Here is a 21,061-nt window from a genome sequence, read left to right as displayed (position 1 = left end):
TTTTTGGCACGCTGTTGAGTTCTCAAGGAACGGACGCTTCCTTCGTACTCACCCAGACTCTCGTCTCGGCTTTCCTCCGGGCGCTTCCCTTCGGTCTTACTGTCTTGCGTTTCCGACTCTATCAGATCGTTTTCCGATCCGATTTCCTCGGTGCTTTCCAGGTTTCCGCTTTCGCGTTTCCCTTTCCGGCGGTTCCGACTTTATCAGAGATTCTGAGTCGGAATTTCCACCCGGTTCGGGCGGCACCTGACGCACGGTGGCGTCGGGTTCCCCCCTGGGCGGAGCCGTAAACGTACTGGAGCGGGGCGCCCCGATGCAAATCGAGGAGCCCCGCTCCGGAACGAGCGCTGACGGAGGGTCAGACCTCAACCACGACAGGGAGGATCATCGGCCTGCGTCGGTAGGTGTCCGAGACCCACTTGCCGAGGGTGCGGCGGATGAGTTGCTGCAGTTGGTGGGGTTCGACGACGCCGTCCTGGGCGGAACGCTCCAGGACTTCGGTGATCCTCGGGACGACGTCTCCGAAGGCGGAGTCCTCGATACCGGAACCGCGGGCCTGGATGTGCGGGCCGCCGGTGATCTTGCCGGTGGAGGCGTCCACGACGACGAAGACCGAGATGATGCCCTCGTCGCCGAGGATCTTGCGGTCCTTCAGGGCCGGCTCGCCGACATCGCCGACGGAGAGGCCGTCGACGTAGACGTATCCCGCCTGGACCTTGCCGGAGATCTTCGCCTTGCCCTCGATGAGGTCGACGGCGACGCCGTCCTCGGCGATGACGATGCGGTCGTGCGGGACACCGGTCATGGCGCCCAGCTCGGCGTTGGCGCGCAGGTGCCGCCATTCGCCGTGGACCGGCATCAGGTTCTTCGGGCGGCAGATGTTGTAGAAGTACAGCAGCTCGCCGGCCGAGGCGTGTCCGGAGACATGGACCTTGGCGTTGCCCTTGTGGACGACGTTGGCGCCCCAGCGGGTCAGACCGTTGATGACGCGGTAGACGGCGTTCTCGTTGCCGGGGATCAGCGACGAGGCCAGGATCACCGTGTCGCCCTGGACGATGCGGATCTGGTGGTCGCGGTTGGCCATGCGGGACAGGGCGGCCATCGGTTCGCCCTGGGAGCCCGTGCAGACCAGCACGACCTCGTGGTCCGGGAGGTCGTCGAGGGTCTTGACGTCCACGACCAGGCCCGGTGGGACCTTCAGATAGCCCAGGTCCCTCGCGATGCCCATGTTGCGGACCATCGAGCGGCCGACGAAGGCGACCCGGCGTCCGTACTCGTGGGCGGCGTCCAGGATCTGCTGGATGCGGTGGACGTGGCTGGCGAAGCTGGCCACGATGATGCGCTTGCGGGCGCCCGCGAAGACCTGGCGCAGGACGTTGGAGATGTCCCGCTCGTGCGGGGTGAAGCCCGGCACCTCAGCGTTCGTCGAGTCGGAGAGGAGGAGGTCGATGCCTTCCTCGCTCAGCCGTGCGAACGCGTGTAGATCTGTCAGACGGTTGTCCAGCGGCAGCTGGTCCATCTTGAAGTCGCCCGTGTGGACGACCATGCCCGCGGGTGTGCGGATGGCGACGGCCAGGGCGTCGGGGATGGAGTGGTTGACCGCGACGAACTCGCAGTCGAAGGGGCCGATGCGCTCGCGGTTCCCCTCGGCCACCTCAAGGGTGTACGGGCGGATGCGGTGCTCCTGGAGCTTCGCCTCGATGAGGGCGAGCGTCAGCTTGGAGCCGATCAGCGGGATGTCCGGCTTCTCGCGTAGGAGGTAGGGGACACCGCCGATGTGGTCCTCGTGACCGTGGGTGAGGACGATGCCCTCGATGTCGTCGAGGCGGTCCCGGACGGACGAGAAGTCCGGCAGGATCAGATCGATTCCGGGCTGCTCCTCCTCCGGGAAGAGCACTCCGCAGTCGACGATCAGCAGACGGCCGCCGTACTCGAAGACCGTCATGTTGCGGCCGATCTCGCCGAGGCCGCCGAGTGGGGTGACTCGCAGGCCGCCTTCGGGGAGGGGCGGCGGCGGGCCGAGTTCAGGATGCGGATGACTCAAAAGACTCTCCTCACCATGCGCGCCACGTACCTCAGTGGCACGTGGCGCGCATGACGTTCGTGCAAAAGCAGTTGTGGATGGGAATGCAGGCACCTGCGTCCTGCCTATTCAGTTGTGAAGTCTGTCGCCGCGTTGTGCGAAGTCCGGTGTTAGAGCTGTACCCCGCCGGCGGCAAGATCGATCTTGAGCTGAGCGGTCTCCTCGGGCGACAGCTCCACCATGGGGGCGCGCAGCGGGCCCGCGGGCAACCCCTGGAGGGCGAGCGCGGCCTTGGTGGTCATCACGCCCTGGGTGCGGAACATGCCGGTGAAGACCGGGAGCAGCTTCTGGTGGATCTCCGTGGCCTTCTGGACGTCACCGGAGACGTACGCCTCGACGAGGGCGCGCAGCTCGGGGGTGACGACGTGGCCGACGACCGAGACGAAGCCGATCGCGCCCACGGAGAGCAGCGGGAGGTTGAGCATGTCGTCGCCGGAGTACCAGGCGAGGCCGGATCTGGCGATGGCCCAGCTGGCGCGGCCGAGGTCGCCCTTGGCGTCCTTGTTGGCGACGATGCGCGGGTGCTCCGCCAGCCGGACGATGGTCTCGGTGTCGATGGGGACGCCGCTGCGGCCCGGGATGTCGTACAGCATCACGGGCAGCTCGGCGGCGTCGGCGACGGCCTTGAAGTGGCGGTACAGACCCTCCTGCGGGGGCTTGTTGTAGTACGGCGTGACCACGAGGAGGCCGTGGGCGCCGACCTGCTCGGCCTGGCGGGCCAGCTGGATGCTGTGGTGGGTGTCGTTGGTACCGACGCCGGCGATGATGTGGGCGCGGTCGCCGACGGCTTCCAGTACGGCTCGTACGAGGTCCGATTTCTCCGCGTCGCCGGTGGTGGGGGACTCGCCCGTGGTGCCGTTGATCACCAGGCCGTCGTTGCCTGCGTACACCAGGTGGGTGGCGAGCCGCTGCGCGCCGTCTAGGTCGAGTGCGCCGTCCGCCGTGAAGGGCGTGACCATGGCGGTGAGGACCCGCCCGAAGGGGGTCTGCGGAGTCGAGGTCGGAGCCATGGGTAACACGCTACTCGGTGCTCAAGGCACGGTCTGCCCTCGGGGGGCGGGAAAAGTCCGGACAAATGCGGAGCCCGGCACTGCCTGCTCGGGGGTTCAAGCAGTGCCGGGTCCGTTTGATCAGGCTAGATGAACTTCGCGAAATGCCGCAATACGGACACCTCGCTCGGCTGACCCGTACATCTGTACCTGGCCGAAACCGTGCGCCCCGCTACGGGGCGACCCGGCCGTTGGCATTGAACGCGGAGTGTGTCAGCGGCATGAGCCGCGCCCACTCCGCCTCCATCTTCTCCCCGACCATCTCGATCTCCCGCTGGGGGAAGGAAGGCACCTTCGCGAGCTCGTGCTGGGTGCGCAGACCGAGGAAGTGCATCAGCGAGCGGGCGTTGCAGGTGGCGTACATCGAGGAGTAGAGCCCGACCGGGAGGACCGAGCGGGCGACCTCGCGGGCCACGCCGGCGGCGAGCATCTCCTGATACGCCTCGTACGCGTGTACGTACGAGTCATCCATGACGCGGCCGACCAGCTCCTGCTGCGCCTGGGTGCCCTCCACGAAGACGTACTTGCCCGGGCGGCCCTCCTGGACGAGCTTGCGGGACTCGTCGGGGACGTAGAAGACGGGCTGGAGCTCACGGTAGCGGCCGGACTCTTCGTTGTATGAATTGTGTACAACAATCCCGTTCGCTAGGAAGTTGTGCCAAGGGCCTTCCACGGAGAGGTCGTACGTCATCTCCTCGCCATCCTGCTCGATGGCGACGATGCGGTCGGGGACAGCCTTGGCGAATTTGCCGCCGCGCTGGGCCAAGGCCTGTTCCCCCGCGCTCTTGGTCGCATGGCATGGCTCGCACGCGGGTGCGAGGTTCTTCTCGTCGAGAGCCTGTGTCAGATCGCCGGCCACGGGAACCACGTGGTCCAGGGCGAGTTCCGCGCGGGGGAAGTCCCGGCCGCAGAGATGACAGGTGTCGGTCTCCTCGATCAGTCGCTGCCGCTGCATGGAGGTCCAGACTCCGATGCCGCGCCGCAGACTCGGCGGGACCAGGCCCTGTGAGGGGCGCGGGACTGTGCCGGAGGCCATCACCGCGTCCCCGGCGGTCAGTTCACCCGCCTTGCACCAGCCCTCAGGTGTGAGCACCGCGTGGTCGACCGTGGAGCGGAGCGTCTTCCCGGACTCCGTGGTGATCTTGATGAGTGGCTTGACGCCGGACTCGATGACATCGACGATCCTGGCCCGCTGGGCGAACAGAGTGTCTTCGTCGTAGCAGCGCACATGATTGCGGCGGACCGATTCGAGCTTCCGGAGGCGGGTGCTGGGGTGCAGCTCCCGGAACTCCGCCACGGCCGCCTCGGCCGCCTCCCGGTTCTCATAGAGGCCCAGGTAGTGGTTCGTGTCCTGGCGGCGGACCTGGGCCATCCACTTTCCGGCGCGGCTGTGCCAGGTCACACCACCGGCGGAATGCGGAAGTCGGTCCTCGACTCCGAGGTGCCAGAGCTTGTACAGCTCGGCGATGGTACGCCGCCGGAGATTGCCGGACTCGCTCTCCAGAGTGATCTCCGTGTCACCTGCGATGCACCAGCCGACCCGGTGGCGCATGAACTCGCGGAAGACGAAGATCGGGGCGCTGATGAAGAAGGTCATCGAGTTGTGCTCGAAGGGGCTGCCGTGCCGGTCCCGCATGAGGTAGTTGATGAGGCCCTTGGAGCGCTCGGGGTCCTTCTTCAGCTCGTCCAGGGACTGTTCGCCGGCGGTGGAGACTCGGGCGGCCCACAGCACGTCGGAGTCGGCCGCGCTGTGCTTCACCAACTCGACGGTGATATCGCTGCGGAAGGTGGGTTTGAGGTCGTCGGCGGGGGTGTCGGTCACGGCTCGGAGGGTCCTTCCCATTGCTGCTCTCGGGCGGCGCCCACTCTACGGCCCGGCACCGACAACGAGCCCGGTTGCCCCGAATTGAGCCTGATTGTGCCTCCGTTGGGTCCTCGAAGGTGGTGACCCAGGGGGTGGATCTGTAGCCTCACCCGGCAAAACCTGTGCGTGGATTGAGTGAGGTTCAGTCGTGCCCCTGCCCTTCCTGACCGCCGATCGCACCTTCGACGAGGTGGCCGACGAGGCGTTGCCGTTCGAGGACCGCGACCGGTGGCGGCGTCCCTACCGGCCCGGACCATGGCGGGTGGGTGCGGCCGCGCTGTTGCTGCTGCTCGCCTCGTATGTGCTGGCGGCGGCCGTCATCATCGCGGTGGCGGAGACCCCGACGGCGGGCGCCCTGTGCTTCGGGGCGGCGTTGCTCGTCATCGCCTGTGCGCTGCGGCTGCTGCGCGTCGGTGTCTGGGTGAGCGCGCGGGGAGTGCGTCGGGTCGGCTTCTTCAGGACGCGTACGGCGGCGTGGGAGCCGAACATGTCGGTGCGTACCGCGCAGCAGCCGGTGCGGTGGCTCGGGCTGCCGCGGTCCGTGCAGGGGCAGGCGCTGCTCCTCGCCCGCAGGGACCGTACGCAGGAGTATGTGACGCCGCTGATGACCACGCACAACGCCGACTTCCTCGCGCGTACCGAGGCGTTCGATCGGGCGGCCGACGAGGTCGAGGCGTGGGCGGCGGAGTACGCGCGGGGTTGAGCCGACGCGGACCGGTGGGGGGTCAGGCGGCCGGGGCCGGTTTGTTGTCGTGCAGGGCGATGGCCCTCTGCATCGCCTTGCGGGCCCTTGGGGTGTCGCGGGCGTCGTGGTAGGCGACGGCCAGACGGAACCAGGTGCGCCAGTCGTCGGGGGCGTCCTCGGTCTCGGCCTTGCGGCGGGCGAAGATCTCGTCGGCGGAGTCGCGGTCGATACGGCCGCCCGGGGTGCGCTTCAACTCGTCGACGGGCAGGCCCCCTTCGGCGTCGAGTTCGGCGGCGAGCTGGTTGGCCCTGCGGACGAACTGGGTGTTCTTCCACAGGAACCAGAGGCCGATCGCCGGGAGGATCAGTACCGCGACACCGAAGGTGATCGTGATCGGTGTCCCGGTCTCTATGAGCATGACCCCCCGGCTGCCGACCAGGACGAAATAGACGACCAGGACGGCAGCCGTGATGGCGTAGGTGATCTTCGCGCGCATGGTTTCGATGGTTCTTCCGAGTTCTCGCGGACGCCGGGCCTTCGGCCGCTCAGCCGAGGTCGAGGAAGTGTTCGAGGCCGAAGGTGAGGCCGGGGGTGGTCACCACGCGGCGGGCGCCGAGGAGGATGCCCGGCATGAAGCTGCTGTGGTGGAGGGAGTCATGGCGGACCGTCAGGGTCTCGCCCTCGCCGCCGAGGAGGACCTCCTGGTGGGCCAGCAGGCCGCGCAGGCGGACGGCGTGGACCGGGACGCCGTCGACGTTCGCGCCGCGCGCGCCGTCCAGGGCGGTCACGGTCGCGTCCGGGGCCGGGGCGGTACCGGCCGCGCGGCGGGCCTCGGCGATGAGCTGGGCGGTGCGGGTGGCGGTGCCGCTGGGGGCGTCGACCTTGTTCGGGTGGTGCAGCTCGACGACCTCGACGGACTCGAAGTACGGCGCGGCGATCTGCGCGAACTTCATGGTGAGGACGGCGCCGATGGAGAAGTTGGGCGCGATGAGGACGCCCGTCTCCGGGGACCCGTCCAGCCAGCCCCTGAGCTGCGCGAGGCGCTCGTCGGTCCAGCCCGTCGTACCGACGACCGCGTGGATGCCGTGGCGTACGCAGAAGTCGAGGTTGCCCATGACCGAGGCGGGGGTGGTGAGTTCGACGGCGACCTGGGCGCCGGTCTCCGCCAGCGTCTCCAGCTTGTCGCCGCGGCCGAGGGCGGCCACCAGTTCCATGTCCTCGGCGGCCTCGACCGCCCGTACCGCCTCTGAGCCGATACGGCCCTGGGCACCGAGGACCGCCACGCGCAGCTTGCTCATCTGTCTTGCTTCCTTCTGGGGGACCTTGTGGGACTGATGGGAACGGGTGGGGACCGCTGGGAGGGTCAGGCGACGGCGTCGTGCAGTCGGGACGCCTGTTTGTCCTTGAGCGGGCCGATCACCGACAGGGAGGGGCGCTGTCCCAGGACCTCGCGGGCCACGGCCTTGACGTCGTCCGGGGTCACCATCGCTATCCGGGTCAGCATCTCGTCGACGGACATCTGCTCGCCCCAGCACAGCTCGCTCTTGCCGATGCGGTTCATGAGCGCGCCGGTGTCCTCCAGGCCGAGGACCGTGGAGCCGCGCAGCTGGCCGATCGCGCGTTCGATCTCGTCGTCCGGGAGGCCGTGCTCGGCGACCTGGTCGAGTTCGTCGCGGCAGATCTTGAGCACGTCGTGCACCTGGGAGGGGCGGCAGCCGGCGTAGACGCCGAAGAGGCCGCAGTCGGCGAAGCCGGAGGTGTACGAGTACACGCTGTAGGCCAGGCCGCGCTTCTCGCGGACCTCCTGGAAGAGGCGGGAGGACATGCCGCCGCCGAGCGCGGTGTTGAGGACGCCGAGGGCCCAGCGGCGGTCGTCCGTGCGGGAGAGGCCGGGCATACCGAGGACGACATGGGCCTGCTCGGTCTTGCGGCCGATCAGCTCGACCCGGCCCGCCGTGCGCAGGCCTCGGCGGCCGTCGCGCGGGGCGATCGGGGTGGCGTCGGTGCGGGTGAGGGCGCCCGCCTTCTCGAAGGCGGTGCGGACCAGTCGTACGACCTTGTTGTGGTCGACGTTGCCGGCGCAGGCGACGACGAGGTGGGTGGGGTCGTAGTGCTTCTTGTAGAAGCGGCGGATGCGGTCGGCGGTGAGGGCGTTGACCGTGTCGACCGTGCCGAGGACCGGGCGGCCGAGGGGGGTGTCGCCGAACATCGTGTGCGCGAAGAGGTCGTGGACGCAGTCGCCGGGGTCGTCCTCGGTCATCGCGATCTCTTCGAGGATGGCGCCGCGTTCGACGTCGACGTCCTCCTCGCGGATGAGGGAGCCGGTGAGCATGTCGCAGACGACGTCGATGGCGAGCGGGAGGTCGCTGTCGAGCACGCGCGCGTAGTAGCACGTGTACTCCTTCGCCGTGAAGGCGTTCATCTCGCCGCCGACCGCGTCGATCGCGGACGATATGTCGAGGGCCGACCTGCGGTCGGTGCCCTTGAAGAGCAGGTGCTCCAAGTAGTGCGTGGCGCCGTTCAGCGCGGGCGTCTCGTCGCGGGAGCCGACGTGGGCCCAGATACCGAAGGTGGCGGAGCGCACGGACGGGAGGGTCTCGGTGACGATGCGCAGGCCCCCCGGAAGGGTGGTTTTACGGACCGTGCCGATGCCGTTCATGCCCTTGATCAGGGTTTGGGTACGGGCGACGGCCCGCGCCTCCGTGGAGGTGCGGGCCGTCGCCTTGGAGCTACGGGACGTCACTTGTCGCCGTCGTCCTTCTTGTCCTCAGAGCCTTCCTCGCCCTCGATCACGGGGATCAGGGAGAGCTTGCCACGGGAGTCGATCTCGGCGATCTCGACCTGGACCTTCTGGCCCACACCGAGGACGTCCTCGACGTTCTCCACGCGCTTGCCGCCGGCGAGCTTGCGGATCTGCGAGATGTGCAGCAGACCGTCCTTGCCGGGGAGCAGGGAGACGAACGCACCGAAGGTGGTGGTCTTGACGACCGTACCCAGGTAGCGCTCGCCGACCTCGGGCATCGTCGGGTTGGCGATGCCGTTGATCGTGGCGCGGGCGGCCTCGGCGGCCGGGCCGTCGGCGGCACCGATGTAGATCGTGCCGTCGTCCTCGATGGTGATCTCGGCGCCGGTGTCCTCCTGGATCTGGTTGATCATCTTGCCCTTGGGGCCGATGACCTCGCCGATCTTGTCCACGGGGATCTTGACGGTGATGATCCGCGGGGCGTTGGGGGACATCTCGTCCGGGGTGTCGATCGCTTCCATCATCACGTCGAGGATGTGGAGGCGGGCGTCACGGGCCTGCTTGAGGGCGGCGGCCAGGACGGAGGCCGGGATGCCGTCCAGCTTGGTGTCGAGCTGGAGGGCGGTCACGAACTCCTTGGTGCCGGCGACCTTGAAGTCCATGTCGCCGAAGGCGTCCTCCGCACCGAGGATGTCGGTGAGGGTGACGTAGTGCGTCTCGCCGTCGATCTCCTGGGAGATCAGGCCCATGGCGATACCGGCGACCGGGGCCTTCAGCGGCACACCGGCGTTCAGCAGCGACATGGTGGAGGCACAGACCGAGCCCATGGACGTCGAGCCGTTGGAGCCGAGGGCCTCGGAGACCTGACGGATCGCGTAGGGGAACTCCTCGCGGGTCGGCAGGACCGGGACCAGGGCGCGCTCGGCGAGAGCGCCGTGGCCGATCTCGCGGCGCTTGGGGGAGCCGACGCGGCCGGTCTCGCCGGTGGAGTACGGCGGGAAGTTGTAGTTGTGCATGTAGCGCTTGCGGGTCACCGGGGAGAGGGTGTCCAGCTGCTGCTCCATACGGAGCATGTTGAGGGTGGTGACGCCCAGGATCTGGGTCTCGCCACGCTCGAACAGCGCGGAGCCGTGCACGCGCGGGATGGCCTCGACCTCGGCGGCGAGCGTACGGATGTCCGTGACGCCGCGGCCGTCGATGCGCTTCTTCTCCTTGATGACGCGCTCACGGACCAGGGTCTTGGTCAGCGAGCGGTACGCCGCGGAGATCTCCTTCTCGCGGCCCTCGAACTCCGGCAGGAGCTTCTCGGCGGCGAGCGCCTTGACGCGGTCCAGCTCGGACTCGCGCTCCTGCTTGCCGGCGATGGTCAGCGCGGAGGCCAGCTCCGGCTTGACGGCAGCGGCCAGCGCCTCCAGGACGTCGTCCTGGTAGTCGAGGAAGATCGGGAACTCGCCGGTGGGCTTGGCGGCCTTGGAGGCGAGGTCGGCCTGGGCCTTGCAGAGGACCTTGATGAAGGGCTTCGCGGCATCCAGACCGGCGGCGACGACCTCCTCGGTGGGGGCCTCGGCGCCGCCCTTGACCAGCTTGATGGTCTCCTCGGTGGCCTCGGCCTCGACCATCATGATCGCGACGTCGCCGTCCTCCAGGACACGGCCCGCGACCACCATGTCGAAGACGGCGGCCTCCAGCTCGGAGTGGGTGGGGAAGGCCACCCACTGGTTGTTGATCAGCGCGACGCGGACGCCGCCGATCGGGCCGGAGAAGGGCAGACCGGCCAACTGCGTGGACGCGGACGCGGCGTTGATCGCGACGACGTCGTACAGGTGGTCGGGGTTGAGCGCCATCACGGTGGCGACGACCTGGATCTCGTTGCGCAGGCCCTTCTTGAAGGACGGGCGCAGCGGGCGGTCGATGAGGCGGCAGGTGAGGATGGCGTCCTCGGAGGGACGGCCCTCACGGCGGAAGAAGCTGCCGGGGATCTTGCCGGCGGCGTACATCCGCTCCTCGACGTCCACCGTGAGGGGGAAGAAGTCGAGCTGGTCCTTGGGGTTCTTGGAGGCGGTGGTGGCCGACAGCACCATGGTGTCGTCGTCCAGGTAGGCCACGGCGGAGCCGGCGGCCTGGCGGGCCAGACGGCCCGTCTCGAAGCGGATGGTGCGGGTGCCGAAGGAGCCGTTGTCGATGACGGCCTCGGCGTAGTGGGTCTCGTTCTCCACTAGCGGTTTCTCCGTTACTTATCGTCTTTGCGTCTTTCGTCCCGGGGCCTGCCCGTGTGGCAGGGGGACGGGGGCGGAGAAGCGCGCCGTCTGGTGCGGGCCGGTCTTCGATCGAAGCACCCGGGGCTCCATTCCCCCCGGGGGCCACTACCGAGGACCGGCGGCGGCGAGGTGCGCTTCTCCTCGTTCGATGTTGCGTTGTGCTACCACACTACAAAGGGGTGGTGACACTCCGCACGTTTCCGCACGTACCTCCCGTGTACGGCGGTGCCGCGCGCCCCGGCGTGCGGGCGTACGGACCCGGCGTGCGGCAGGGCGTCGGGCCCGGTGTACAGCAGCGAGGCGTACGGGCCGGGAATACAGCAAAGGGAGCGGCTCCCAGGTCCCGGGAACCGCTCCCTTCACGGCGTCTTACTTGGCGCCCGCCGCACCACGGCGGATGCCGAGGCGGTCGACCAGCGTACGGAAGCGCTGGATGTCCTTCTTGGCGAGGTACTGCAGCAGACGGCGGCGCTGACCGACCAGGATCAGCAGACCACGACGGGAGTGGTGGTCGTGCTTGTGGGTCTTCAGGTGCTCGGTCAGGTCCGAGATACGGCGGGAGAGCATCGCGACCTGGACCTCGGGGGAGCCGGTGTCGCCCTCCTTCTGGCCGAACTCGGAGATGATCTGCTTCTTCGTAGCGGCGTCGAGGGCCACGCGAACTCCTCATGAGTCTCTTGATGCCACCGAGCGCCCCTGGTCTTCGTCTCAGGGGATCTTCCATGACTCGGGTGACGGGTCCGTCGGGGGCTTCCTCCGGTCCCGAGAGGGATGGTCGGGGGTGCGTACACAGACGGCCGTGGGCCAGGGTACCAGTCCGCGAGGGCGTGTCGGACCGGGCACCCTTCGTTACGACCACACCTCGCCAAACCCCTGAGCAGCGACAACGGCAGCAAGTAGGGTGACCGCACAGTGCGTTGGCGCGGAGGAAGGAGTCGGAGCCGTCATGGCCGAGGCCGAGGACAAAGAACTCAGGGCACGCAAGGAGCGGGAGAAGAACGAGCTCTACGGGCTCGACATCTCGGGCGTCGAATGGCACAGCGCACCGGGCACGGAGGAACACGAGGAGCGGGTCGAGATCGCCTATCTCCCGGAGGGCGCCGTGGCGATGCGCTCGTCGCTCGACCCGGACACGGTGCTGCGCTACACGGAGGCGGAGTGGCGAGCCTTCGTACTGGGTGCTCGTGACGGCGAGTTCGACCTGGAGCCTGCTCCGCATGACGGTGGGCTGGACGCGTAGACCGGTGCGGTGACGTCGTTCGGTGCGGTGACGATGGGGGTGGAGAACCGCCGGGTGGTTCCCCGCCCCCATCGGCGCTAGCCGGCCATGGCCCGTGCTCGTGCGTACACGTCGAAGACGGCAAGGGCCAGGGGGATCAGCGTGAGCAGGACGAAGCCCTCGGCGATCTCCAGGAAGCGGCCCCAGAACGGGGTCACACCACGCCGCGGGGTGATGAGACCGATCGCGGTGACCAGCACGGCGGCCACGGCGATCGCCGCGGCAAGCCAGACGCTCCGGATGTCGAGAGCGTTCGTATCGCCGAGGACGGCGTCGCGCACGTAGTCCCGCGGCGGGTTCAGCGCGAGCCCGAGTCCGAGGAAGACCAAGGCGACGAGGCCCGCGGCCAGGGCGGCGCCCACCTGCGCGGTGTACCGGAAGAGGTGGGCGCGCATCAACATCGCCATGCCGGTGGACAGCGCCAGCAACTGCGCCCACACATTGCTGGAGAAACCCAGGACGATCGACGAGACCACGCACACGAGCGCACAGCCGCCCACGAGACCGACGAGAAGCTCGTGGCCACGGCGGGCCTGGGCCGCCACCCGCTCGACGTCGATGGGCTGCTGCGGGACCGGCTCGCCCGGGTCGTACCCGCCCCAGGACGGGTTGGGCGGTTCGAAACCGATCGGCAACCGGGCGAAGCGCATGGACAGACCGGGCAGGAAGGCGAGCGCGACCACGGAGAGCGGTGCGCAGACGGCGGCCGTCTCGATGGGCCGCAGCTGCGCGAGGATCGCGATGAACGTGGTGATCAGGCCGACGGCGGAGGCGAACACGAAGGCGACGAAGGGGCTGTCGCCACCGGGCGACACCAGGGTGAGCAGCACCGCGGCGAGGAGTACCGCCGTACAGGCGAGCAGGAACTGCAACCGCCCGATGCCCTGCCCCTCGGAGAGCGGCACCAGTCCGGAACCCGCGACGGCCACATTCGGCAGGGCGCCCAGGCCGAGGGCGATCGCGGAGCCACGATCGTCGTACACGCGCGCGCGTACGCAGGCGATGGTGAGCAGCAGTAGCCCGAAGACGCCGGCGATGACGCCCTGGAGGCTGTTCATGTCGTGACGGACCTGCGAGCTCCAGGCCACGAATGCCAGCAGCGCCGGCAGAACGCCACCCGCGATGAGGCCCGCGACCCGCGTGAGTTCGCCGTTCCACAGAGTGCGATCACGGGTGACGGCAGCGGCCACAGCCTCCGAGACATCGTCGAGGACGGCCGGCGGCAGCGACTCGGCGAACGGACGCAGTGTCAGCAACTCTCCGTCGAGGATGCGCTGCGCCACGAACGACCGCGCACCGTCGAGGACGGTGCCGTCACGCCGTACCAGGTGGTAGCCGACAGGAGCGCCCTCCTCGGGGCTCTGCTGGGAGAGCCTGAGGATCTCCGGGTACAGGTCGGCCACCGGGACGTCGTCGGGGAGCGCCACGTCGATACGGCTGTCGGGTGCCACGATCGTCACCCGGCAGAAACCGAACCCCATGCCTGCCCCGGCAGGGGCCCCGATGCCCGGTCCGCCGGTCGCGCCCGCCGGCGTGGAGACCGTCATGCTCACCTGCTGCTCCCCCTCGTAGGTGGTCGGGCGGGGTGCGGTGCCGTCACGCATCCGCCCGCCCGCGAAGATCCTGTGTAGGTTGCGCCGCCCCACGCGCGTGGAGCTGCCGTCACGCCCGGAAATTGCGGCGCCGCGCTTGATTCCGCCCATTCCAAGCGTTACGGATTGCCCGGTTTTCCCGGAACGATTCGCAACTGCTCACACAGCGCATGGGCACCCTACCGCCCATCGATGTCAGTGGTTGTCAGTAGGATCGCCCTTCGCGATCGACGTCCGCCAGGCACGGGGCGGCGGACGAAACTACTCGGTCCGGCAAGGGAATTGGTGCGTAGTGAGCCACATCGTCGTCAAGCGCCCGCCGCGGGCGCTGCCGAAGGAAGTGCCCACGGACGAGGTCGTGCTGCAACCTCCGCCGGAGCTGCCGCGCGGACAGCAGGAAGGCGCTCTCATGCAGCTGCTGCCCATGCTCGGCATGGGCGGTTCCGTCGTGTTCTTCTTCAATCCGCAGGCCCAGCCCTTCATGAAGATCATGGGCATGGTGATGGTGGCCTCCACGATCGCGATGGGCGTCGCGATGCTGGTCCGCTACCGCCGCGGCAACCAGGGACAACTGGCGGACATACGCCGGGACTATCTGCGCTATCTGTCGCAGACCCGGCACCAGGCCATGGACACCGCCAAGGCCCAGCGCGACGCCCAGTACTACCTGCACCCTTCACCGGAGCAACTGTGGGCCCTGGTCGCCGAGGGCAGCCGGGTGTGGGAACGGCGCTCCGGCGACGAGGACTTCGGGCAGGTGCGCGTGGGCCTCGGCCCGCAGGCCCTGGCCACTCCCCTGGTCGCGCCGGAGACCGCGCCGGTCGACGAGTTGGAGCCACTGACCGCCGGGGCCATGCAGCGCTTCCTGGCCACGCACAGCACCCTCGACGACCTGCCGATGGCGGTCTCCCTGCGCGCCTTCTACCACGTGACGATCAGCGGCGAGCCCGGCACCGTGCGCGGCACCGCCCGAGCGCTCGTGGCGTGTCTCACCGCGCTGCACTCCTCGGAGGACCTGGTCGTCGCGGTCGCCGCCGGGCGGGTGTCGGCACCCGAGTGGGAATGGGCGAAGTGGCTGCCGCACACGCAGACGCGGGGCCTCTCCGACGGCGCGGGCAGCATGCGTCTGATCACGACCGACCCGATGGCGCTGGAGGACCGGCTGGCCGACCTCCTCCAGGGCCGGACCCGGTTCCACCCCACCGCGCCGCCGCTCCCCGAGCAGCCGCACCTGGTCGTCGTGCTCGACGGTCTCTCGCTGCCACCGACGTCCTTGCTGGCCTCACCGGAGGGCCTGCAGGGCGTGACGGTCATCGAGATCGTCCCCGGTGAGCTGAATGTCGGACGCGGCGACCTCTCGATCGTGGCGCACCCCGGGGAACTGCTCCTGGAGTCGGCCCACGGCATGGTCTACGAGGGCACGCCGGACGTCCTGTCGTACGAGGCCGCGGAAGCGCTCGCCCGGCAGCTGGCGCCGCTGCGCATGCCCTCGGGCGGTGACGACGACGAACCGCTGCTGGCCAACCTGGACTTCACGGAACTGCTGAACCTGGGGGACGCCGCCTCGGTCGACCCGCGACGCACCTGGCGCCCCCGTGCGCTGTCGGAGCGACTGCGGGTGCCGATCGGCCTCGGTGAGGACGGCCGGCCCGTGATGCTCGACCTCAAGGAGGCCGCGCAGGAGGGTATGGGCCCTCATGGACTCTGCGTCGGCGCGACCGGTTCCGGAAAGTCGGAGCTGCTGCGCACGCTGGTCCTCGGGCTGGCCGTGACCCACTCCTCCGAGACGCTGAACTTCGTCCTGGCGGACTTCAAGGGCGGTGCGACCTTCGCCGGCATGGCGCAGATGCCGCATGTCGCGGCCGTGATCACCAACCTCGCGGACGATCTCACCCTCGTGGACCGCATGGGGGACTCGATCCGCGGCGAGCTGAACCGCCGTCAGGAGATGCTCCGCGATGCCGGTAACTACGCCAACATCCACGACTACGAGAAGGCCCGCGCGGCCGGCGCTCCGCTCCAGCCCCTTCCGTCACTCGTCCTGGTGATCGACGAGTTCAGCGAACTGCTCACCGCGAAGCCGGACTTCATCGAGATGTTCGTGCAGATAGGCCGTATCGGCCGTTCTCTGGGGGTGCATCTGCTGCTCGCCTCGCAGCGTCTGGAGGAGGGCCGTCTGAGGGGGCTGGAGACCTATCTGTCGTACCGGATCGGTCTGCGGACGTTCTCGGCGGCCGAGTCACGCGCCGCCATCGGCGTCTCCGACGCCTACGAGCTGCCCAATGTGCCGGGTTCCGGCATCCTGAAGTTCGGCACGGAGCAGATGGTGCGCTTCAAGGCGGCGTATGTCTCCGGTGTGTATCGCACGGGTCAGCAGGTCGCTGCCGTCCCCGGGGGACCGCTTCCCGTCGACCGTCGCCCCGTGCTGTTCACCGCCGCCGAAGTCCCTGTGCGGTATGCGCCGGTGCCCCAGCAGCGCCGGGAGGAGCCGGACGAGCAGCAGGACGACGCGCTCGCCGACACCGTGCTGGACGTGATCGTGCGGCGCCTGGAGGCACAGGGTCCGGCCGCCCATCAGGTGTGGCTGCCGCCCTTGGACAGCCCGCCGTCGCTCGACTCGCTGCTGCCGGGGCTGGCTCCGGTGGCGGGCCGGGGTATGACGCAGCCCGGCTACGAGGGCGCGGGCCGGCTCGTCGTGCCGGTCGGCATCGTGGACAAGCCGTACGAGCAGCGGCGCGAACCGCTGTGGACGGACTTCAGCGGTGCGGCCGGCCATATGCAGGTCCTCGGCGGCCCGCAGTCCGGCAAGTCGACGCTGCTGCGCTCGATCATCTCGTCGTTCGCGCTCACCCACACCCCTCACGAAGTGCAGTTCTACGGGCTGGACTTCGGTGGTGGCGGTCTGTCGGCCGTGGCCGACCTGCCGCATGTGGGCGGGGTTGCCTCGCGTCTGGACCCCGAGAAGGTCCGGCGCACCGTGGCCGAGGTGTACGGCGTGCTGACCCGCCGGGAGGAGTACTTCCGCGCTGCGAACATCCCCTCGATCGCCGAATTCCGGGCGCGTCGGGCCCGTGGTGACATCTCGCTGACCGATCAGCCCTGGGGCGACGTGTTCCTGGCCATCGACGGCTGGGGCAACTTCCGCCAGGAATACGAGGCGATGGACCCGCTGATCCTTGACATCGCGGCACGCGGTCTCGGTTACGGCATCCATCTGATCCTCACCGCCTCTCGCTCCATGGAGGTCCGTTCGAATCTCAAGGACCACCTGATGAACCGCCTGGAGCTGCGGCTCGGCGACGCCATGGACTCCGAGTTCGACCGCAAGGTGGCGGCGAACGTGCCCACCGGTGTGCCCGGGCGTGGTCAGACTCCGCAGAAGCAGCACTTCATGGCGGCGGTCCCGCGTATCGACGGTCTGTCCTCGGACACGGACCTGGCGGAGGCGACGGCGGCTCTCGCGGCCGAGGTGGGCCGCCACTGGCAGCAGCCCGGCGCTCCCGAAGTGCGCCTGCTGCCGAGGGAGTTCCCGGCGACCCAGCTGCCGCCGGGCGACCGCTTCCCGAACAGCGGTGTCTCCTTCGCACTCGACGAGGACAACCTCGAACCGGTGTTTGTGGACTTCGAGCAGGACCCGTTCTTCCTCATCTTCGGCGAGAGCGAGTCCGGCAAGTCGAACCTGCTGAGGCTGCTCATCAAACGACTCACCGAGCGGTACGACGGCGACAGCTGCAAGCTGTTCGTGGTCGACAACCGCCGCACCCTGCTCGGTGTCACGCCGCCTTCGCATCTGGCGGAGTACATCCCCATGTCGAACCAGATGCAGCACCACATGGAGGCGCTGGCCGAGCTCATGCAGCGCCGCACGCCCACCGCGGACGTCACGCCGGAGCAGTTGCGCGACCGCAGCTGGTGGCGTGGGCCCACGGTGTACGTGATCATCGACGACTACGACCTGGTGTCCACATCGAGCGGCAACCCCCTGTCGGGGCTCACGGACATGCTCCCGTTCGCCCGTGACGTCGGTGTCCGTTTCATCATCGCCCGCTCCACGGCGGGTGCCGGCCGAGCCGGTTACGAGGCCTTCACCCAGCGCATCAAGGAACTCGGCGCGCAGGGCGTCGTCCTCGCGGGCGACCCGGGCGAGGGTGACCTGCTGGGCGGTGTCCGGCCGCGGCCGATGCCCGCGGGGCGTGGCGTCTTCGTGTCCCGGAAGCGGGGGAAGCCGTTGGTTCAGGTCGGGTTGGTCGAGGACGGGAATGCGTGATCGCCGAAGCGGTGTCGGAATGACGACCGTATCCCTGCCTGGGTCGCGTACTTGACGCAATTCCGGGGTGGGCGCCTCCCGCGCGCGCCCACCCCGGAACGGGAACTCATCGAGAAGTCCTGTACTACTGCAGGTAGCTGGCTCCCTTCTTGTCGCCCGCCATGTATTCACCACCCGCAGTGGCCACGACGTGCCCGATGCTCGTGAGCGCCGTGTGGATGTCGCCGGCTTCCTTGTCCCACCTTTTCAACTTGGCGTTGAACGCGTCCTGGGCCTCGCCCTCCCAGTACTGCCGGCTGTTCTCGACGAGCTTCCTCAATTCCTGCAGATCCGTCTCCAGATCCCTCGCCTCACCGGCGAGCTTGGTCGCCGTGATGTCGAGCGCGTCATACGTGACGGCGAGCCCGTCCATGTTGTTCTGGCCCATGCTTGATTACCTCGTCTCGCTGGTGCTTGCCTGATGAGTGCCGGTGTCGGCTCCGGCCGTGCGCACGGGTCGGCTCAGTAGGAGCTCAGGGGAGACACCTTGACCGTGGGAGCGCCGTCCTGGAGGTCGATCTTGTTGACCGCCGCGCGCACCTCGTCCTCCTTGGTGTCGATGATGTTGCGTGCCGAGGTCATCTTCTCGATCACCTCGGCAAGGATGTTGCCCATGCTCCGCAGCGATTCATTGATCTCGAACTGCTTCTTGTCGAAGGCCGCTCGGCCGATTCCGTCCCACTGGCCGGTCTCCAGGCTGTCGATGATTCCCTGCAGCCTGTGCACACGGGTCCTGACGTTCTCGTACTTCGTGAGCATCTGCTTCTGGAGCAGAATTACGGCATCGTTCTCTAGTTTCTGCTTCTGCGAGCCGCTCATGGTCGGCCGTCCTTTCCTGCTTCTGTTTCCTGGTCCAACGGTCTTGGCTTTTCCCGCGTCATCCGGCGCGTCGCGAGCGCGTGACGGCCGCTCCGACACCACCGATCACGGCAGCGGCGGCGGTCGTACCGAGCGTGGTCCACAGGGTGTCGCTGTCATTGGGTGGTTCCGCCGCCGATCCGGCCGCCGATGGTGTGTGAGCCGGTGCCGGACACCGGAGCGTCATGCTTCACCCGTCGAGCCTCGGGCTCGGGTGATGGATGCCGGTGACGCGTGAGCCGCTCCACTCGCGGAGGGCGTCGCCCGCTCCTCCGACCCGGTGGACGTCGGGGACGACACCGTCCGCCGCCTCTGCCGGAAGCACGACGTTCCTCCCCCGTCTCCCCGTACAGCCACAGGCCCCTGCGTGATCGGGACCTTGCCAACCCCTCGCCGTACGTTCGCAAAGCGAGCCGCGCCTCACGGCGCCTCCACCACTGTAGTCACCCCGCACAACACCGCCAACAGCGATGTGCGTCAGCGCTGTTGCGAGCCGGTCGGATGCCGCGCTTTGCCCGTCTTGTCTGTGAACTGTGAACGGATATGCGGCAGGGTCAGCACACGCCCTCCTCCACCTCCACGCCCAGCCGGTACGCCGGGTAAGTGAGCGTGCCCGGGCCGCCCGTGATGCCCGGTGGGGCGTCGGCGCCGCCGTTCTGCACCACCTTGTCCTGGACGAGGGTCGCGTGGTCGTCGAAGTAGAGGGAGTCGCCAGCCTGGTCGGTCCGGTACATCCAGCCGTCCAGGTCGTCCGCCGCCCCCTGCACCGCGCTCGTCAACTCGCTGTCGTCCCAGGACATGTCGTCGGAGACGCCGAAGCCCTGGACGGCCAGGTAGACACCGATGCCGGCGAGGGTGACGAAGAGGACGCGGGCGGCGGTGAAGGCCGCGTCGGGCAGTTCCTCGGCCGACGGGTTGATACGGGAACGCCAGGCGCGTACCCGGTCCGCCTTCACGCAGGCCATGGCCAGCAGTACGGCGGACAGGACCAGGCCCAGGATGTTCAGTCGGGTCAGGGCGTCCATGCGTTTCCCCCCGACCGGCGCCGCCTGCGCCGCGTGTCCCGCACGGCCACCGCCGTGCCGCTCAGCCCCGCCACCAGCACCAGGCCACCGATGGCCACATAGGTCGCCAGGCGCGTGTTCCGTTCCTCCGCGGTTTCACCGAAGGTCAGCGGTGTGACCGAGGGCGCCTCGCCCTTGGCCACACCGTTCTCGGGCTCCGGGCTCTCGATCGGGTTCTCCGGGTCCACGTCCGTCAGGGCTCTGACGGGGTCCACCACTCCCCAGCCGACCAGCCGGTCGTGGCCGGGGATCGAGCGTTCCGCCGTCTGTTCGATCTGGGCCACGACCTGCTGGGCTGTCCACTGCGGGTACTTGGACTTCAGAAGGGCCGCCACACCGGCCACGTACGGCGCCGAGAAGCTCGTGCCGTTGTCGGAGCAGTGGCCGCCACCGGGGACTGTGGAGATCATGTCGACGCCGGGTGCCGCGACTCCGACGAATTCTCCCGACTGGGAGAAGGGGGCCCGTTCGTTGTTGCGGTCGGAGGCCGCCACCGCCAGGACCCCCTCGTACGACGCCGGGTAGGTGACCTTCACATTGCCGCCCAGCCCGTCGTTGCCGGCCGAGGCGACGACCACGACGCCGTTGTCGAGGGCGTGGTTGACGGCTTCCTCCAGCCTCACATCGGGTTTCACGGCGTTGGCGGTGTCCTGCGAGATGTTGATGACGTCGGCGCCGACGTCGACCGCGTGGCGGATCGCCGACGCCAGGGTGAGGGCGGTGCCGTCGCCCTCCGCGTTGTTCTGCTTGATGGGAATGATCTCGGCGTCCGGGGCCAGGCCCACGAAACCGGTCCCCTCCAAGGGACGGGCCGCGATGATGCCGGCCACCCGTGTGCCGTGGCCCACCGTGTCGGTGGTGCCTCGGCTGTTGCCGCGGTCGATCTTCTCGCCCTTGGAGTTCTTGGTGGGGAGGTAGTTCGCGCCCCTGGAAGCGTCCACGGCCTTCGTGAGCTGGGGGTTCTTGACATCCACGCCGGTGTCGATCACCGCCACCTGGACGTTCTTCCCTGTGGACAGGGCCCACAGCTCATCGAGGTTGACGCGTTGCAGCGCCCAGGGGCGGGCCGAGTACTTCTTCGACCCGAACACGCACTGACCGCTGTCCGCCCGGGCGGGAGCGGCAGGCCAGGCGACCACCGACGTAGTGGCGATCAGTGTGGTCGCGGCGGCCAGCGCCGCCGGCCTCGTACCCCAGCCGCTCCAGAGGTCCGACCCCCTCGCCCCGCGCCTGCTCCGCGCCTTCGGCACCCGCCCGTTCGGCCTGGCCGTCGGCGTCGC

At 68.6% G+C, this 21,061-nt stretch carries 16 protein-coding genes and 3 pseudogenes; 3 read left to right on the top strand and 16 right to left on the bottom strand.

All coding sequences use genetic code 11. From position 1 onward, the window contains the following. Positions 1–358 precede the first annotated feature (358 nt). The 5 genes and pseudogenes from ACWD4G_RS14010 to ACWD4G_RS13990 form a co-directional block, all read right to left on the bottom strand. Positions 359–2,044 (bottom strand): ribonuclease J, encoded by a 1,686-nt coding sequence (locus ACWD4G_RS14010; RefSeq protein ID WP_451292917.1) that lies wholly within the window; start codon positions 2,042–2,044, stop codon positions 359–361. 149 nt (positions 2,045–2,193) lie between these two features. Next, positions 2,194–3,093, bottom strand: coding sequence for a 4-hydroxy-tetrahydrodipicolinate synthase (gene dapA / locus ACWD4G_RS14005; protein WP_451292916.1), 900 nt, complete (start codon positions 3,091–3,093; stop codon positions 2,194–2,196). 211 nt (positions 3,094–3,304) lie between these two features. Next, positions 3,305–3,754: pseudogene (gene thyX, locus ACWD4G_RS14000) on the bottom strand (FAD-dependent thymidylate synthase); the annotation flags it as partial. 3 nt (positions 3,755–3,757) lie between these two features. Continuing rightward, a pseudogene (locus tag ACWD4G_RS13995) lies at positions 3,758–4,504 on the bottom strand (HNH endonuclease); the annotation flags it as partial. 159 nt (positions 4,505–4,663) lie between these two features. Continuing rightward, positions 4,664–4,954 (bottom strand): annotated as a pseudogene (locus tag ACWD4G_RS13990) (FAD-dependent thymidylate synthase); the annotation flags it as partial. Positions 4,955–5,144: 190 nt separating this feature from the next. Here ACWD4G_RS13990 and ACWD4G_RS13985 point away from each other — a divergent pair. Beyond that, positions 5,145–5,699 carry a hypothetical protein gene (locus tag ACWD4G_RS13985; RefSeq protein WP_451292915.1) on the top strand — a complete coding sequence of 185 codons (555 nt, stop codon included), beginning with the start codon at positions 5,145–5,147 and terminating at the stop codon, positions 5,697–5,699. A 22-nt stretch (positions 5,700–5,721) separates the two neighbouring features. On the opposite strand, the gene ACWD4G_RS13980 is transcribed toward ACWD4G_RS13985, so the two are convergent. From ACWD4G_RS13980 to rpsO, 5 genes are all read right to left on the bottom strand, one after another. After that, positions 5,722–6,177, bottom strand: coding sequence for a hypothetical protein (locus ACWD4G_RS13980; protein ID WP_451292914.1), 456 nt, complete (start codon positions 6,175–6,177; stop codon positions 5,722–5,724). A 49-nt stretch (positions 6,178–6,226) separates the two neighbouring features. After that, positions 6,227–6,979, bottom strand: a complete 753-nt coding sequence (gene dapB, locus ACWD4G_RS13975) for a 4-hydroxy-tetrahydrodipicolinate reductase (RefSeq protein ID WP_451292913.1) — start codon at positions 6,977–6,979, stop codon at positions 6,227–6,229. 65 nt (positions 6,980–7,044) lie between these two features. After that, the gene (locus ACWD4G_RS13970) at positions 7,045–8,424 is read right to left on the bottom strand and encodes a M16 family metallopeptidase (protein ID WP_451292912.1); all 1,380 of its coding nucleotides are present in this window, start codon (positions 8,422–8,424) and stop codon (positions 7,045–7,047) included. After that, positions 8,421–10,640 carry a polyribonucleotide nucleotidyltransferase gene (locus ACWD4G_RS13965; protein WP_451292911.1) on the bottom strand — a complete coding sequence of 740 codons (2,220 nt, stop codon included), beginning with the start codon at positions 10,638–10,640 and terminating at the stop codon, positions 8,421–8,423. Before ACWD4G_RS13965 ends, ACWD4G_RS13970 begins: the two co-directional genes overlap by 4 nt. Positions 10,641–11,051: 411 nt before the next feature. Then, positions 11,052–11,339 carry a 30S ribosomal protein S15 gene (gene rpsO / locus ACWD4G_RS13960; protein WP_451292910.1) on the bottom strand — a complete coding sequence of 96 codons (288 nt, stop codon included), beginning with the start codon at positions 11,337–11,339 and terminating at the stop codon, positions 11,052–11,054. 289 nt (positions 11,340–11,628) lie between these two features. On the opposite strand from rpsO, the gene ACWD4G_RS13955 reads away from it, so the two are divergent. Further along, a complete protein-coding gene (locus ACWD4G_RS13955; protein WP_451292909.1) occupies positions 11,629–11,922 on the top strand; it encodes a DUF397 domain-containing protein in 294 nt (97 codons plus the stop codon). Between the two features lie 77 nt (positions 11,923–11,999). On the opposite strand, the gene eccD is transcribed toward ACWD4G_RS13955, so the two are convergent. Beyond that, positions 12,000–13,508, bottom strand: a complete 1,509-nt coding sequence (gene eccD / locus ACWD4G_RS13950) for a type VII secretion integral membrane protein EccD (protein WP_451292942.1) — start codon at positions 13,506–13,508, stop codon at positions 12,000–12,002. A 337-nt stretch (positions 13,509–13,845) separates the two neighbouring features. Here eccD and eccCa point away from each other — a divergent pair, with 337 nt between their 5' ends. Beyond that, positions 13,846–17,820 carry a type VII secretion protein EccCa gene (gene eccCa / locus ACWD4G_RS13945; protein ID WP_451292908.1) on the top strand — a complete coding sequence of 1,325 codons (3,975 nt, stop codon included), beginning with the start codon at positions 13,846–13,848 and terminating at the stop codon, positions 17,818–17,820. A gap of 124 nt (positions 17,821–17,944) precedes the next feature. Here the strand turns inward: eccCa and ACWD4G_RS13940 are convergent, their stop codons facing one another. The 5 genes from ACWD4G_RS13940 to mycP all read right to left on the bottom strand — a co-directional run bounded on the left by ACWD4G_RS13940 (position 17,945) and on the right by mycP (position 20,956). Continuing rightward, positions 17,945–18,247, bottom strand: coding sequence for a WXG100 family type VII secretion target (locus tag ACWD4G_RS13940; RefSeq protein ID WP_451292907.1), 303 nt, complete (start codon positions 18,245–18,247; stop codon positions 17,945–17,947). A 74-nt stretch (positions 18,248–18,321) separates the two neighbouring features. Beyond that, complete coding sequence (locus tag ACWD4G_RS13935) at positions 18,322–18,678, bottom strand: WXG100 family type VII secretion target (RefSeq protein ID WP_451292906.1); 357 nt, start codon at positions 18,676–18,678, stop codon at positions 18,322–18,324. Positions 18,679–18,907: 229 nt separating this feature from the next. Then, positions 18,908–19,042, bottom strand: coding sequence for a hypothetical protein (locus tag ACWD4G_RS13930; RefSeq protein ID WP_451292905.1), 135 nt, complete (start codon positions 19,040–19,042; stop codon positions 18,908–18,910). 229 nt (positions 19,043–19,271) lie between these two features. After that, a complete protein-coding gene (locus tag ACWD4G_RS13925; protein ID WP_451292904.1) occupies positions 19,272–19,742 on the bottom strand; it encodes a hypothetical protein in 471 nt (156 codons plus the stop codon). Further along, the gene (gene mycP, locus ACWD4G_RS13920; RefSeq protein WP_451292941.1) at positions 19,730–20,956 is read right to left on the bottom strand and encodes a type VII secretion-associated serine protease mycosin; all 1,227 of its coding nucleotides are present in this window, start codon (positions 20,954–20,956) and stop codon (positions 19,730–19,732) included. Before mycP ends, ACWD4G_RS13925 begins: the two co-directional genes overlap by 13 nt. Between the last annotated feature and the right edge of the window lie 105 nt (positions 20,957–21,061).

It is taken from the genome of Streptomyces sp. NPDC002643 (assembly GCF_053592555.1).
This window is presented reverse-complemented; position numbering and strand designations above follow the sequence as displayed.